The sequence below is a fragment of the Streptomyces sp. R41 genome (assembly GCF_041053055.1).
GTDB lineage: Bacteria > Actinomycetota > Actinomycetes > Streptomycetales > Streptomycetaceae > Streptomyces.
Genome location: NZ_CP163443.1, coordinates 2,270,694 through 2,285,317, shown reverse-complemented (window position 1 = coordinate 2,285,317; position 14,624 = coordinate 2,270,694). Strand labels below are relative to the sequence as shown.

The following is a 14,624-nucleotide window of genomic DNA, read 5'->3' as shown; positions in this document are numbered from 1 at the left end:
TGGACCGAGTCCCTGGGCCTCGCCGGGGCGGAGACGGCCGAGTTGACCGGCCCCGAGGACGTACGCGCCGTCGTGCGGGCACTCACTCCCACAGCCTGGAGGGCGCCTCCCGGCGCACCACCGGCGCGATCTCCTCCGCGAACCGCTGCAGCGTCTCGATCTGCTCGGCCGTCGACTGGCCGTAGGCGTCCACGGTGATCGACTGGAGATCGTGCCGGTACACCTCGTGATAGCCGAGGATCTTGTCGATGATCTGCTGGGGAGAGCCGATGAGCTGCGGCCCGTCGGCGATCGCGTCCTCGATGGTGCGGAACGGTGTGTTGTAGCCCGCCCTGCCCTCCAGATGCGGCTTGAACGACTGCCGCACCTTCGCTTCGTACAGCTCCTTGTACCGGGCGATCGCCTGCTCGTGCGTGTCCGCGATGAGCAGCCCGCCTGAGCCCGCCGCCACGTGCGCGTTCGCCGGATCGTGTCCGTGCTCCTCGAACCGCTCCCGGTAGTGGTCGATCAGCCTGGCGTAGGCGGCGCGCGGCTGGATGGCGTTCGCCGTGAAGAGCGGATCGCCGTGCTTCGCCGCCAGCTCGGGGGAGTTGAGCGAGGTCGCCGAGCCGTGCCAAACGCGCGGCGGGCCGTCGTACGGGCGTGGCACGGTGGTCACGTTCTTCAGCGCGGGCCTGAACTCGCCCTCCCAGTCGACGTTCTCCTCGCTCCACAGCCGGCGCAGCAGCTCGTACTTCTCCTTCTGCAGATCCCACTGCCGCTCCTCGTCGAGCCCGAAGAGATCGAAGTGCCCGGCTTCCGCGCCCTTGCCGACCACCAACTCGATCCGCCCGCGTGAGAGTTGGTCGAGCGTCGCGTAGTCCTCGGCGACCCGGACCGGGTCGAGGATCGCGACCACGGTGACGCCCGTGAGCAGCCTGATACGGCTGGTACGGGCCGCCAGCGCTCCCAGAACCACGGTCGGCGACGACGACAGAAACGCCCCCGCGTGCCGCTCGCCCACCGCATACGCGTCATAGCCGAGCCGCTCCGCCGCCACACCGACGTCGACGACCTCCGCCAACCGGTCGGCGGTCGAGGGAAGTTCACCGCTCAGCGGATGAGGGGTGTGACCGATGATGGAGAGCACCTGGAATTTCATGATGTCCCTTCGGGGGAGAGGCACGTGGCATCGGACGGGGATGGTTTTCGCCCCCTCCGCCCCTGCCCGTCCCGACCAGCCTTTCGGCTGCGGGTGGGTGGGGGCTTGTCGCGCAGTTCCCCGCGCCCCTTTTTAGGGGCGCGGGGAACTGCGCGATCTTTTAGCGGGGGTCTGGGGGCGCAGCCCCCAGGGACGGGACGGGCAGGGGCGGAGGGGGCGAGGAAACCCCACCCAGCCCCCTCACCCCGGCTTCTGCCAGGCCCGCGCCAGCGACTCGTACGAGCGCACCCGGTCCGCGTGATCATGCGTAATGGTGGTGATCACCAGCTCATCGGCCCCGGTGGCCCGCCGCAACGCATGCAACCGCTCCACAACCGTCCCCACCGCCCCCACGAACTGCGTATCGACCCGATCGGCCACCAACTCCCGGTCGGAGTCCGTCCATTGATGCGCATACGCCTCCTCGGGCGCAGGAAACGGAATCGCCCCCTCGCCACTGCGAATGGACCGCACCCAGGGCGCGTACCCGGCCGCGAGCCGCCGCGCGGTGTCGTCGTCCGGCCCGACCACGACGTCGGCCGAGACGGCGACATAGGGCTCGGCGAGGGCCCAGGACGGCTTGAACGCCTTGCGGTAGGCCGTCACCGCCTCCACGACCGAGGAGGGCGAGACGTGATAGTTCGCGGCGAAGGGCAGCCCCCGCGCCCCGGCCACTTCCGCACTCTCGCCCGCGCTGCTGCCGAGCACCCACACATCGACGTCGGCCCCCGCACCGGGCACCGCCCGCGCCTCGGTGCCGTCCTCGTCGGCGTACGTCCCGGCCAGCAGAGCGAGAATGTCGGCAACCTGCTCCTCGTACGCCGGAGCCTCGGCACCGGGCTGCTGCAACAGGCTCGACTGGAGCCGAAAACGCGGGGACTGGAGGAGCCGGGCGAAGCCCGTGAAGCGGGGCGGCAGATACAGGCCCTCGTCCGTGAAGGTGCCCTGACCCGGACCGACCGCCGCGGGAGGCTTCCGTGGCCGACCCGACCGCCCGAGCCCCAGATCGATCCGCCCCGGAAACAACGCGTCGAGGATCCCGAACTGCTCCACGACGGACAGCGGCGTCTGATGGCCGAGCAGTACGGCGCCCGAGCCGACCCGGATCTCCCGGGTCGCCGCCGCCACGGCCTGGATCACCAGCGCGGGCACGGAGCTCACGACGCCGGGATTGAGGTGATGCTCGGCCACCCAGTAGCGGCGATAGCCGAACTCCTCCGCCGCACGCGCCAGTTCAACGGTATTGCGCAGCGCGGTCGGAGCGTCGGAGCCGGACGAGATGGGCACGAGATCGAGCACGGAGAGGGGAACCGGAGGCATCCTCCCACTCTCGCTCCAGGACATTGCGGGCGTATGTACGCGGTATGGCAGCGTGCCGGAAGCCCTTCCCCGGTGCCCGAACACGCGAGAGGGGCGGCTCCCCCCCGTGGGAACCGCCCCTCCAGTGCCGCTGGACGCCTACTTCTTGTCGAGCAGGTCCTGCACCTTGCCGCGCACCTCGTCCGTGGCAAGCCCGCGGATCGTCAGCGTCGTACGGCGGCGCAGCACGTCGTCGGCCGTCTGGGCCCACTCGTTGTCGCGGGCGTAGACGACCTGCGCCCAGATCTCCGGGGCATCCGGGTGGACGCGCTCGCCGAGCTCGGGGTTCTCGTTCGCCAGGCGGGCGATGTCGAAGGCCAGCGAGCCGTAGTGCGTGGCCAGGTGCTTGGCGGTGTCCGCCGCCATGCGCGGGCCGGGCGCCGGACCGTCGACGAGCAGGCGGTGGGCGACCGCGCGCGGGTTGGCGACGCCGGGGAGCGGGAGCTTCTTCGGCAGCTGGGAGATCGGCTCGAAGTCCTCGCCCAGCGGCTGGCCCGGCAGCGCCTCCAGCTTCTTCATGACCGTACGGCCGATGTGCCGGAAGGTGGTCCACTTGCCGCCCGCGACGGACAGCATCCCGCCACGGCCTTCCGTGACGACCGTCTCGCGCTTGGCCTTCGACGTGTCGCCGGGACCGCCCGGCAGCACCCGCAGACCCGCGAAGGAGTACGTGATCAGGTCACGCGACAGCTGCTGGTCCCGGATGGAGAACGCGGCCTCGTCCAGGATCTGGGCTATGTCCTTCTCGTTGACGGCGACCTCGCCCGGGTCGCCCTCGTACTCCTCGTCGGTCGTGCCGAGCAGCAGCATGTCCTCCCACGGGAGGGCGAAGGTGATGCGGTACTTGTCGATCGGGGTGGCGAGGGCGGCCTTCCAGGGGGAGGTGCGCTTGAGGACCAGGTGCGCGCCCTTCGACAGGCGGATGGAGGGCGCCGAGTTCGGGTCCTCCATCTTGCGCAGGTGGTCGACCCAGGGGCCGGTGGCGTTGAGCACGAGGCGGGCGTTGACGCCGAACTCCTCGCCGTTCGTACGGTCCTTGAGGTCGGCGCCGGTGACCCGGCCCTTGGTGAAGCGCAGGCCGGTGACCTCGGCGTGGTTGAGGACGACGGCGCCGGACTCGACGGCCGCGCGGACCGTCATCAAGGCCATCCGGGAGTCGTTCATCTGGTCGTCGCCGTACACGGCCACGGCCTTCAAGTTGTCGGTGCGCAGCTCGGGCACGTCCTGCGCGGCCTTCGAGGGGCTCAGCAGGTGACCCACGCCGTCGCCGAACGCCGACAGTGCGGAGTAGGCGAAGACGCCCGCTCCGAGCTTCGCAGCGCCGTGCGGCCCGCCCTTGTACACGGGGAGGTAGAACGTGAGCGGGTTCGCCAGGTGGGGGGCCACCTGGCGGGAGACCGCACGGCGCTCGAAGTGGTTCTCCGCCACCAACTTCACCGCGCCGGTCTGCAGGTAGCGCAGACCGCCGTGGAGAAGCTTGGAGGAGGCGGAAGAGGTGGCGCCGGCGAAGTCGCCGGCGTCGACCAGGGCCACCCGCAGCCCGGACTGCGCGGCGTGCCAGGCGGTGGAGATGCCCAGGATGCCGCCGCCGATGACGAGGAGGTCGTACGTCGCCTTGGAAAGCTGCTCCCGGGTCTCGGCGCGGCTCGGGCTTACGCCGAAGGCCGGGTGCGTACCGAGGGCAGGCACGGACTGCAGGGTGGCTTGACTGGTCATGCGGGTTCTTACTCCTCGTCCTCGATCCAGCCCATGGTCCGCTCGACGGCCTTGAGCCAGCTCTTGTACTCACGGTCGCGGGTCTCCGCGGCCATGTTCGGGGTCCACTCCGCGGCCCGGCGCCAGTTGGCGCGCAGGTCCTCGGTGTTGGACCAGAAGCCGACGGCGAGACCGGCGGCGTAGGCAGCGCCGAGGCAGGTGGTCTCGGCGACCATCGGGCGCACCACGGGGGCGTCCAGGACGTCGGCCAGGGTCTGCATCAGCAGGTTGTTGGAGGTCATGCCGCCGTCGACCTTGAGGGCCGCGAGCTCGACGCCGGAGTCCTTCGTCATGGCGTCGGTGATCTCACGGGTCTGCCAGGCGGTGGCCTCCAGGACGGCACGCGCGATGTGCGCCTTGGTGACGTACCGGGTCAGACCGGCGATCACACCGCGGGCGTCGGAGCGCCAGTACGGGGCGAACAGACCGGAGAAGGCCGGCACGAAGTAGGCGCCGCCGTTGTCCTCGACCGAGGACGCGAGCGTCTCGATCTCGGCGGCGGACTTGATCAGGCCCATCTGGTCGCGCATCCACTGCACCAGCGAACCGGTGACGGCGATCGAGCCCTCGAGGGCGTAGACCGGAGCCTGGTCGCCGATGCGGTAGCCGACCGTGGTCAGCAGGCCCGAGTACGAGTTGATGATCTTGTCACCGGTGTTCATCAGCATGAACGTGCCGGTGCCGTACGTGGACTTGGCCTCGCCCTCCGAGAAGCAGGTCTGGCCGAACAGGGCCGCCTGCTGGTCGCCGAGCGCGGAGGCGACCGGGATGCCGCCGAGGATCTCGCCGAGCGAACCGCCGGTGACCTCGCCGTACACCTCGGCGGAGGAGCGGATCTCGGGCAGCATCGCCAGCGGGACACCGATGGACTCGGCGATCTTCTCGTCCCACTCCAGGGTGTGCAGGTTCATCAGCATGGTGCGGGAGGCGTTGGTCACGTCGGTGACGTGGTGGCCGCCGTCGACACCACCGGTGAGGTTCCAGATGACCCAGGAGTCCATGGTGCCGAAGAGGATGTCCCCGGCCTCGGCGCGTTCGCGCAGGCCCTCGACGTTGTCGAGAAGCCAGCGGGCCTTCGGACCGGCGAAGTACGACGCGAGCGGCAGACCGGTCTCGCGGCGGAAGCGGTCCTGCCCGACATTGCGGCCGAGCTCCTTGCAGAGCGCGTCGGTGCGGGTGTCCTGCCAGACGATGGCGTTGTGGACGGGCTCACCGGTGTTCTTGTCCCACAGCACGGTGGTCTCGCGCTGGTTGGTGATGCCGATGGCCTTGATGTCGTCGCTGGTGATGCCGGCCTTCTCGATGGCTCCGGCGACGACCTCCTGGACGTTGGTCCAGATCTCGGCGGCATTGTGCTCGACCCAGCCCGGCTTCGGGAAGATCTGCTCGTGCTCCTTCTGGTCGACGGAGACGATGCGTCCGTCGCGGTCGAAGACGATGCAGCGGGACGAGGTGGTGCCCTGGTCGATCGCGGCGATGAAGGGGCCCGCGGTGTGTGCGTCGGTCACGGTGTGCTCCTGAATTCCGTATGAGGGGCTGTATCTACGGCGCGGTGCTGTTGAGCGTGGCTACCAAGCGGTGCTGTGAAGCGAGCGGCTCTCAAGCAGTGCTCTGAGCGGTGCTGTTAAGCGAAGGCGACGTTGTATATGCCTGCGGCGATCGCTCCGCCGATCAGCGGACCGACGACCGGGATCCAGGCGTAGCTCCAATCGGAACCGCCCTTGTTGGGCAGGGGGAGCAGGGCGTGCACGATGCGCGGACCGAGGTCACGGGCCGGGTTGATCGCGTAGCCGGTGGGGCCACCGAGGGAGAGGCCGATGCTGACCACCACGAGGGCGGTGATCAGGGCGCCCAGGGTGCCCAGGCCGTTGCCGTTGTCGTTCAGGCCCTGGGTGAGGACCGCGAGGACGAGCACGACGGTGCCGATGATCTCGGTGGCGAGGTTCTGCACCGCGTTGCGGATCTCGGGGCCGGTGGAGAAGATGCCGAGCACGGGGCCGGCTCCGGTCTCCTGCGCCTCGACGGCCTTGGTCTTGGTGGCCTGCGCGCCCGGACCGCCGACGATCTCGCGGTCGGTGAGGTGCGCGTGGAACTGGCCGTAGTAGGCGAGCCAGACCAGGGTCGCGCCGATCATGGCGCCGAGCAGCTGGCCGCTCCAGTAGGTGGCGACGTTGCTGAAGTCGTTGTCCTTGATCGCGAGCGCGAGCGTCACGGCCGGGTTGAGGTGCGCGCCGGAGAGAGGCGCCGAGATGTAGACCGCGGTCAGTACCGCGAAGCCCCACCCGAAGGTGATGGCGAGCCATCCGGCGTTGCGCGCCTTGGAGGCCTTCAGCGTGACGGCGGCGCACACGCCACCGCCCAGCAGGATGAGTACGGCGGTACCGATGGTCTCGCCGATGAAGATGTCGGAGCTGGACACCCGCGACTCCTTTGTCCTTCGTCCAGGGGAAGCCGAACCCCGGGTCCCTCCGGTGGTTCGTTGCTCTCAGGGAGCGAGAGCGATACGGCCCTTGGCGTTGCCACACTCTAGCGCGTATTGCCGGTAGGTGTTCGACAATGCCGACCGATGGACGGGAGTCTTGCTTCCGCGTTACCAGCTCGTCAAGGGCCCTGTCATCGAAAACACGATCGTTATTGATCGCTGTGTGCTATTGGTGAGACGTCGATCTTGAGGCCGCACGACGAAGGCCGGGACACCCCTGGTGTCCCGGCCTCTTCTTGTACGAATCTCAGAACTCTCCGCGCCTCAGAACCGTCCGGCGCCCAGATCCCGCGACACCGCGCGGGCACAGTCCCGTACCGCCGCGATCAGGTCCGGGCGCAGCTCGCCGTCCTGGCAGACGCGCTCCACGGCCCCCGTGATGCCGACCGCGCCGACCGGCATCCGCCGCCGGTTGTGGATGGGGGCGGCTACCGAGGCGACGCCCGTCCAGGTCTCCTCGACGTCCTCGGCGAACCCACGCGCGCGGGTCATGTCGAGCACGCCCTCGAACAGGTCCAGCTCGCTTATCGTGCGCGGCGTGAACGACTTCCGCTCGGCTTCCAGGACCTCGCTGTGCGCCACCGGGTCGTACGCCGAGAGGACCTTGCCCAGCGCCGTGGAGTGCAACGGCTGCATGGCCCCGACCTCCAGGACCTGACGGCTGTCGTCGGGCCGGAACACGTGGTGCACGATCAGCACGCCCTGCTGGTGCAGCACGCCCAGATAGACGCTCTCGCCGCTGGAACGGGCCAGGTCGTCGGTCCACACCAGGGCGCGCGCCCGCAACTCGTGCACATCCAGATAGGTGGTGCCCAGGCGCAGCAGTTCGGCGCCGAGCTGATAGCGCCCCGAGGCCGCGTCCTGCTCGACGAACCCCTCCTGCTGGAGGGTGCGCAGAATCCCGTGGGCCGTACCCTTGGCCAGGCCCAGCGAGGAGGCGATGTCCGACAGGCCGAGCTGTCGCTCGCCGCCCGCGAGCAGCCGCAGCATCGCCGCCGCCCGTTCGAGCGACTGGATGTTCCGTGCCATCGCCGTGCTGCCTCCGTCCCCTTCGACCTTCGGCGTGCGGCTTCCCGACGCCGTTCGGCAATGTCGAACACTACCGGTCGTGACCGAGCTCCCGCCAATGGGTGGTCGCCACATGTTTCGACGGTCTTCACACCGCCGTCGCACACACCACGCCCGTCCCGCCCCGTGGACGCCCCTGACCCTTCGGCGTGCTCCGGGCTACCCTGACGGCGTGCGCCTTCCATGGGAAGCGCAAAGCCGACAGCCGTCGCACTCCAGGGAGCACCTTCATGGCCTCGTTGCCGAACCCGTCCCTTTCGTCCGAGCTTGCCGAGAGCCGCAGGCGCATCGACGCACTCCGCCAGGCCCTCGCCACCCGTGTGGTGGTGGCCGACGGTGCGATGGGCACGATGCTCCAGGCGCAGGACCCGACGCTGGAAGACTTCGAGGACCTCGAAGGCTGCAACGAGATCCTGAACATCACCCGTCCCGACATCGTCCGCTCCGTCCACGAGGCGTACTTCGAGGTGGGCGTCGACTGCGTCGAGACGAACACGTTCGGGGCGAACCACTCCGCGATGGCCGAGTACGACATCGCCGACCGTGTCTTCGAGCTCTCCGAGGCCGGGGCCCGCATCGCGCGCGAGGTCGCGGACGGGTTCGGCGCCCGTGACGGCCGCCAGCGCTGGGTCCTGGGCTCCATCGGCCCCGGTACGAAGCTGCCGACCCTCGGTCACGTCGGCTACGGCACCCTGCGCGACGGATTCCAGGCGAACGCCGAGGGCCTGATCGCCGGCGGCGCCGACGCCCTGATCGTCGAGACCACCCAGGACCTGCTCCAGACGAAGTCCTCGGTCCTGGGCGCCCGGCGCGCCATGGAGGCGACCGGCGTCGACATCCCCCTGCTCGTCTCGATGGCCTTCGAGACGACCGGCACGATGCTCCTCGGCTCCGAGATCGGCGCTGCGCTGACCGCCCTGGAACCGCTCGGCATCGACATGATCGGCCTGAACTGCTCGACGGGCCCGGCCGAGATGAGCGAGCACCTGCGCTACCTCACCCGCCACTCCCGCATCCCCCTGCTGTGCATGCCGAACGCCGGTCTGCCGGTCCTCACCAAGGACGGCGCCCACTTCCCGCTCGACGCGGAGGGGCTCGCCGACGCCCAGGAGAACTTCGTACGCGACTACGGCCTCTCCCTCATCGGCGGCTGCTGCGGTACGACGCCCGAGCACCTGCGCCAGGTCGTCGAGCGCGTCAACGGGGTCACGCCCCCCGAGCGGCACCCGCAGCCCGAGCCCGGCGCCGCCTCCCTCTACCAGACCGTCCCGTTCCGCCAGGACACCGCCTATATGGCGATCGGCGAGCGCACCAACGCCAACGGGTCGAAGAAGTTCCGCGAGGCCATGCTGGACGGCCGCTGGGACGACTGCGTGGAGATGGCCCGCGACCAGATCCGCGAGGGCGCGCACATGCTCGACCTGTGCGTCGACTACGTGGGCCGCGACGGCGTGGCCGACATGGAGGAGCTGGCCGGACGCTTCGCCACCGCCTCCACGCTGCCGATCGTCCTCGACTCCACCGAGGTCGCCGTCATCCGGGCGGGCCTGGAGAAGCTCGGCGGCCGCGCGGTCATCAACTCCGTCAACTACGAGGACGGCGACGGCCCGGAGTCGCGCTTCGCCAAGGTCACCCGTCTGGCGCAGGAGCACGGCGCCGCGCTGATCGCGCTGACCATCGACGAGGAGGGCCAGGCCCGTACCGTCGAGACCAAGGTCGCCATCGCCGAGCGGCTGATCGAGGACCTGACGACGAACTGGGGCATCCACGAGTCGGACATCCTCATCGACACCCTGACCTTCACCATCTGCACGGGTCAGGAGGAGTCCCGCAAGGACGGCATCGCGACGATCGAGGCGATCCGCGAGCTGAAGCGCCGCCGCCCGGACGTGCAGACCACGTTGGGCCTGTCGAACATCTCCTTCGGCCTCAACCCGGCCGCCCGCATCCTGCTCAACTCGGTCTTCCTCGACGAGTGCGTCAAGGCGGGCCTGGACTCGGCGATCGTGCACGCGTCGAAGATCCTGCCGATCGCCCGCTTCGACGAGGAGCAGGTGCAGACGGCTCTGGACCTCATCTACGACCGGCGCTCCGAGGGCTACGACCCGCTGCAGAAGCTGATGGCCCTGTTCGAGGGCGCCACCACCAAGTCGCTGAAGGCGGGCAAGGCCGAGGAACTGGCCGCACTGCCGCTGGACGAGCGGCTGAAGCGGCGGATCATCGACGGCGAGAAGAACGGTCTGGAGGCGGACCTCGACACGGCGCTCCAGGACCGGCCCGCGCTCGACATCGTCAACGAGACGCTCCTCGACGGCATGAAGGTCGTCGGCGAGCTCTTCGGATCCGGGCAGATGCAGCTGCCGTTCGTGCTCCAGTCCGCCGAGGTCATGAAGGCGGCCGTCGCCTACCTCGAACCGCACATGGAGAAGTCGGACGCCGAGGGCAAGGGCACCATCGTGCTCGCCACCGTGCGCGGTGACGTCCACGACATCGGCAAGAACCTCGTCGACATCATCCTGTCCAACAACGGCTACAACGTCGTCAACCTCGGCATCAAGCAGCCGGTCTCCGCGATCCTGGAAGCCGCCGAGGAGCACCGGGCCGACGTCATCGGCATGTCCGGACTCCTGGTCAAGTCCACGGTGATCATGAAGGAGAACCTGGAGGAGCTGAACCAGCGCGGCCTCTCGGCGGACTACCCCGTCATCCTCGGCGGGGCGGCGCTGACCCGGGCATATGTCGAGCAGGACCTGTACGAGATCTACCAGGGCGAAGTCCGCTACGCCCGGGACGCCTTCGAGGGCCTGCGCCTGATGGACGCGCTGATCGGAGTCAAGCGCGGGGTGCCCGGAGCGGTGCTGCCCGAGCTGAAGCAGCGCCGGGTGCGCGCCTCGGCCGACACGGTCGTCGAGCAGCGCCCCGAGGAGGGCCACGTCCGCTCCGACGTCGCCGTCGACAACCCCGTGCCCAAGCCGCCGTTCTGGGGCACCCGCGTCATCAAGGGCATCCAACTCAAGGAGTACGCCTCCTGGCTGGACGAGGGCGCCCTGTTCAAGGGCCAGTGGGGCCTCAAGCAGGCCCGCACGGGCGACGGGCCGACGTACGAGGAACTGGTCGAGACCGAGGGCCGTCCGCGGCTGCGCGGGCTGCTGGACAAGCTGCAGACGGAGAACCTGCTGGAGGCGGCCGTGGTCTACGGCTACTTCCCGTGCGTGTCCAAGGATGACGACCTGATCATCCTGGACGAGCAGGGCAATGAACGCACCCGCTTCACCTTCCCGCGCCAGCGCCGCGGCCGCCGGCTCTGCCTGGCCGACTTCTTCCGGCCGGAGGAGTCCGGTGAGAGGGACGTCGTCGGCCTCCAGGTCGTCACCGTCGGCTCGCGGATCGGCGAGGAGACCGCCAAGCTCTTCGAGTCGAACTCGTACCGCGACTACCTCGAACTGCACGGCCTCTCGGTGCAGTTGGCGGAAGCGCTGGCCGAGTACTGGCACGCGCGCGTGCGTTCGGAGCTGGGCTTCGCCGGTGAGGACCCGGTCGCCATCGAGGACATGTTCGACCTCAAGTACCGTGGCGCCCGCTTCTCGCTCGGCTACGGCGCCTGCCCCAACCTGGAGGACCGGGCCAAGATCGCCCGCCTCCTCGAGCCGGAGCGCATCGGCGTCCACCTCTCGGAGGAGTTCCAGCTCCACCCGGAGCAGTCCACGGACGCGATCGTGATCCACCACCCCGAGGCGAAGTACTTCAACGCGCGCTGAGACGCACGGTGAAGGACGATGAGAAGTACGCCGACGGCGCTGAGAAAGTACGTCGACGCGTGCTGACATGTGCCGCGACGCGCGCTGAGACGTACCGAGAGGTGCCCTGAGGCGTAGCGCGACGCGCCCTGAGAAGTACCGGCACGCGCGCTGATCGGATACGTCGTACACTGGTCGGTCCACTGCAGGCCGGTTGCCCCTTTGCCAAAAAAGGGCAACCGGCCTGATCGTCCCTCAAGGAGGTGCGCCCGGATGACCAGTACGGTCCCCGCGCTCGGTACCCGTACGGCCGAAGGCTCTGCCCTGGAGGCCGTGCTCCTCGACATGGACGGCACTCTGGTGGACACCGAGGGCTTCTGGTGGGACGTCGAGGTCGACGTCTTCAAGGCCCTCGGCCACGCCCTCGACGAGTCCTGGCGCCATGTGGTGGTGGGCGGCCCCATGACCCGCAGTGCCGGATTCCTCATCGAGGCCACCGGAGCCGACATCACCCTGGCCGAGCTGACCGTGCTGCTCAACGACGGGTTCGAGGACCGGATCGGCCGCTCGCTGCCGCTGATGCCGGGCGCGGCCAGACTCCTCGCCGAGCTGGCGGCGCACGAGATCCCCACCGCCCTGGTCTCCGCCTCGCACCGGCGGATCATCGACCGCGTGCTGAGCTCGGTCGGCCCCCAGTACTTCGCGCTGACCGTCGCGGGCGACGAGGTGACACGGACCAAGCCGTACCCCGACCCGTATCTGCTCGCGGCCGCCGGGCTCGGCGCGCATCCGGCCCGTTGTGCCGTCATCGAGGACACCGCCACGGGCGTCGCGGCCGCCGAGGCCGCGGGCTGCCAGGTGGTCGCCGTACCCTCGGTCGCGCCCATCGCCCCGGCCGCCCGGCGCACGGTGGTGACGTCTCTCGAAGAGGTCGACCTGCCTTTTCTACGCGGCTTGATGACGGAAATGCGCTAGGCGTTCACCCAGCGTGCATGACCGAATGCGCGGAAAAGCGGGAGAGAGCCGCCTCGGGGAATTCGATCGCCGGCGGATGGCCGAATTCCGGTACTCGCCAACCCAGTTGAGGGTGTGACGTTCGTCACCCGACAGGGGGTCGACATCGGGGTCGATGTGTGCCCTTACCCCCCTTTCGGGGGTGGTGGACGTGTCCTTGTGTCCCGATTGGTGGAACGCTGTACGAATCCTTCCGCTGTCGGGTTATCGGTGTGTCCGCGCCCGGTTTCGCAGCGTGATGGAAACTCAACTCCGGTCCCTGTGAGCTGTCCTGGTGGTGCGGACTAATCTCATCGCGAGAACATCGCCACAACCCCGTGATCCGCAGCGACACCCCTGCATGCCGGGTACACGGACTCGACAGCTCTGGAGAAACTCGAGCATGAACCGCAAGACTTTGGTGCTGCCGGCCGTGGTCGGCCTGCTCGCCCCCGTGCTCGCCGCCTGTGGTGGGTCGGACAGCGGGAGCAACAGCGGCGATGCCATCGTTGTCGGCACCACGGACCGGTTCACAGCGTCGAAGGATGCCCCGGCTCCCCTCGACCCGGCATACGCGTACGACGTCGGCACCTGGAACATCCTCCGCCAGACCGTGCAGACCCTGATGGTCCAGCCGCGCGGCGACGGTGAGCCGGAGCCCGAGGCCGCCGAGAAGTGCGGCTTCACCGACACCGGCAACGAGCGCTACGCGTGCACCCTGCGCAAGGGCCTGAAGTTCTCCAACGGCGACCCCGTTACGGCGAAGGACGTCAAGTTCTCCATCGACCGCGCGCTGTCGCTCAAGGCCGACAGTGGTGTGTTCGCGCTGCTGTCCACCATCGACACCGTCGAGACGCAGGGCGACCGCGAGGTGATCTTCCACCTCAAGACCGCGGACGCCACCTTCCCGTTCAAGCTGTCGACCCCGGTCGCCGGCATCGTCAACCCCGACGATTACGAGAAGGGCAAGCTGCGCGACGGCTTCTCGGTGGACGGTTCCGGACCGTACACCCTCGAGACCGAGGTCAAGGACGACGCGATCGTCAAGGCTGTCTTCACCAAGAACCCGAACTACGAGGGTCAGTTGAAGGTGAAGAACTCCAAGGTCGAGATGCGCTCCTTCGAGAGCGCCGATGCCATGGGCGCCGCGCTCGAAAAGGGCGACATCGACCTGATGAACCGCTCGATGACGCCGGCCCAGATCAACAAGCTCGGCAGCGCCACGGACAGCAAGATCGACCTGGTCGAGATGCCCGGCCTGGAGATCCGCTACCTGGCCTTCAACACCGACGCCCCGACGGTGAAGACCCGGGCCGTCCGCCAGGCCATGGCGCAGATCGTCAACCGCGGCGAACTCATCGCCAAGGTGTACGGCTCGCAGGCCGAGCCGCTCTACTCGATGGTCCCGGCCACCATCACCGGCCACTCCAACTCGTTCTTCAACAAGTACGGGGACCCGAGCGTCAGCAGGGCCAAGTCGCTGCTGGCGAGCGCCAACATCACCACCCCGGTCAAGGTCACCCTGCACTACACGACCGACCACTACGGCGCGGCCACCAAGCAGGAGTTCGAGGTGCTGAAGAAGCAGCTCAACTCCAGCGGCCTGTTCGATGTCAGCATCACCGGCACGACCTGGGACAAGTTCGTCCCGGCCGAGCGGGCGGGCGACTACGACGTCTGGGGCATGGGCTGGTTCCCCGACTTCCCGGACGCCGACAACTACCTGGCGCCGTTCCTCGACAAGGACAACTTCCTCAAGTCGCCGTACACGAACAAGAACATCATCAACAACCTGATCCCGGAGTCCCGGCGTGAGGCCGACCGCCTCACCGCGTCGAAGAGCCTCACGGACATCCAGGACATCGTGGCCGACGACGTCCCGCTGCTGCCCCTGTGGCAGGGCAAGCAGTACATCGCCGCGCGGGACGACATCACCGGTGCCGAGTGGGCGCTCAACTCCTCCTCGACCCTCCAGCTGTGGGAGCTCGGCCGCGGCATCGGCTGACCGATCTCCCCGCCCCGGGGCTGGGACTGCCCCGGGGTCCGAGAC

9 protein-coding genes are annotated in these 14,624 nt (G+C 68.8%); 3 read left to right on the top strand and 6 right to left on the bottom strand.

All coding sequences use genetic code 11. From position 1 onward, the window contains the following. Positions 1–82 precede the first annotated feature (82 nt). From AB5J53_RS10795 to AB5J53_RS10770, 6 genes are all read right to left on the bottom strand, one after another. The gene (locus AB5J53_RS10795; RefSeq protein WP_369245401.1) at positions 83–1,141 is read right to left on the bottom strand and encodes an LLM class flavin-dependent oxidoreductase; all 1,059 of its coding nucleotides are present in this window, start codon (positions 1,139–1,141) and stop codon (positions 83–85) included. A gap of 240 nt (positions 1,142–1,381) precedes the next feature. Then, positions 1,382–2,500 carry an LLM class flavin-dependent oxidoreductase gene (locus AB5J53_RS10790; RefSeq protein WP_369245400.1) on the bottom strand — a complete coding sequence of 373 codons (1,119 nt, stop codon included), beginning with the start codon at positions 2,498–2,500 and terminating at the stop codon, positions 1,382–1,384. Between the two features lie 138 nt (positions 2,501–2,638). Then, a complete protein-coding gene (locus tag AB5J53_RS10785; protein ID WP_369245399.1) occupies positions 2,639–4,255 on the bottom strand; it encodes an FAD-dependent oxidoreductase in 1,617 nt (538 codons plus the stop codon). 8 nt (positions 4,256–4,263) lie between these two features. Next, a complete protein-coding gene (gene glpK, locus AB5J53_RS10780) occupies positions 4,264–5,802 on the bottom strand; it encodes a glycerol kinase GlpK (RefSeq protein WP_369245398.1) in 1,539 nt (512 codons plus the stop codon). A gap of 116 nt (positions 5,803–5,918) precedes the next feature. Further along, positions 5,919–6,713: an MIP/aquaporin family protein gene (locus AB5J53_RS10775; RefSeq protein ID WP_369245397.1), complete on the bottom strand. Its 795-nt coding sequence runs from the start codon at positions 6,711–6,713 to the stop codon at positions 5,919–5,921. A gap of 327 nt (positions 6,714–7,040) precedes the next feature. Then, a complete protein-coding gene (locus AB5J53_RS10770; protein ID WP_369245396.1) occupies positions 7,041–7,805 on the bottom strand; it encodes an IclR family transcriptional regulator in 765 nt (254 codons plus the stop codon). A gap of 269 nt (positions 7,806–8,074) precedes the next feature. Here AB5J53_RS10770 and metH point away from each other — a divergent pair, with 269 nt between their 5' ends. The 3 genes from metH (at position 8,075) to AB5J53_RS10755 (ending at position 14,579) form a co-directional block, all read left to right on the top strand. Continuing rightward, positions 8,075–11,602 (top strand): methionine synthase, encoded by a 3,528-nt coding sequence (gene metH, locus AB5J53_RS10765; RefSeq protein ID WP_369245395.1) that lies wholly within the window; start codon positions 8,075–8,077, stop codon positions 11,600–11,602. A 252-nt stretch (positions 11,603–11,854) separates the two neighbouring features. Further along, entirely contained in the window at positions 11,855–12,556 is a 702-nt protein-coding gene (locus AB5J53_RS10760; protein ID WP_369245394.1) for an HAD family hydrolase, read from the top strand. Between the two features lie 421 nt (positions 12,557–12,977). Beyond that, positions 12,978–14,579, top strand: coding sequence for an ABC transporter substrate-binding protein (locus AB5J53_RS10755; protein WP_369245393.1), 1,602 nt, complete (start codon positions 12,978–12,980; stop codon positions 14,577–14,579). The last annotated feature ends 45 nt before the right edge of the window (positions 14,580–14,624 follow it).

Excerpts from the sequence above, each read along its gene's own strand:
- AB5J53_RS10790 (WP_369245400.1), bottom strand. The coding sequence starts at position 2,500 with ATGCCTCCGGTTCCCCTCTCCGTGCTCGATCTCGTGCCCATCTCGTCC.
- metH (WP_369245395.1), top strand. The coding sequence starts at position 8,075 with ATGGCCTCGTTGCCGAACCCGTCCCTTTCGTCCGAGCTTGCCGAGAGC.
- AB5J53_RS10760 (WP_369245394.1), top strand. The coding sequence starts at position 11,855 with ATGACCAGTACGGTCCCCGCGCTCGGTACCCGTACGGCCGAAGGCTCT.
- AB5J53_RS10770 (WP_369245396.1), bottom strand. The coding sequence starts at position 7,805 with ATGGCACGGAACATCCAGTCGCTCGAACGGGCGGCGGCGATGCTGCGG.
- AB5J53_RS10755 (WP_369245393.1), top strand. The coding sequence starts at position 12,978 with ATGAACCGCAAGACTTTGGTGCTGCCGGCCGTGGTCGGCCTGCTCGCC.
- AB5J53_RS10785 (WP_369245399.1), bottom strand. The coding sequence starts at position 4,255 with ATGACCAGTCAAGCCACCCTGCAGTCCGTGCCTGCCCTCGGTACGCAC.
- AB5J53_RS10795 (WP_369245401.1), bottom strand. The coding sequence starts at position 1,141 with ATGAAATTCCAGGTGCTCTCCATCATCGGTCACACCCCTCATCCGCTG.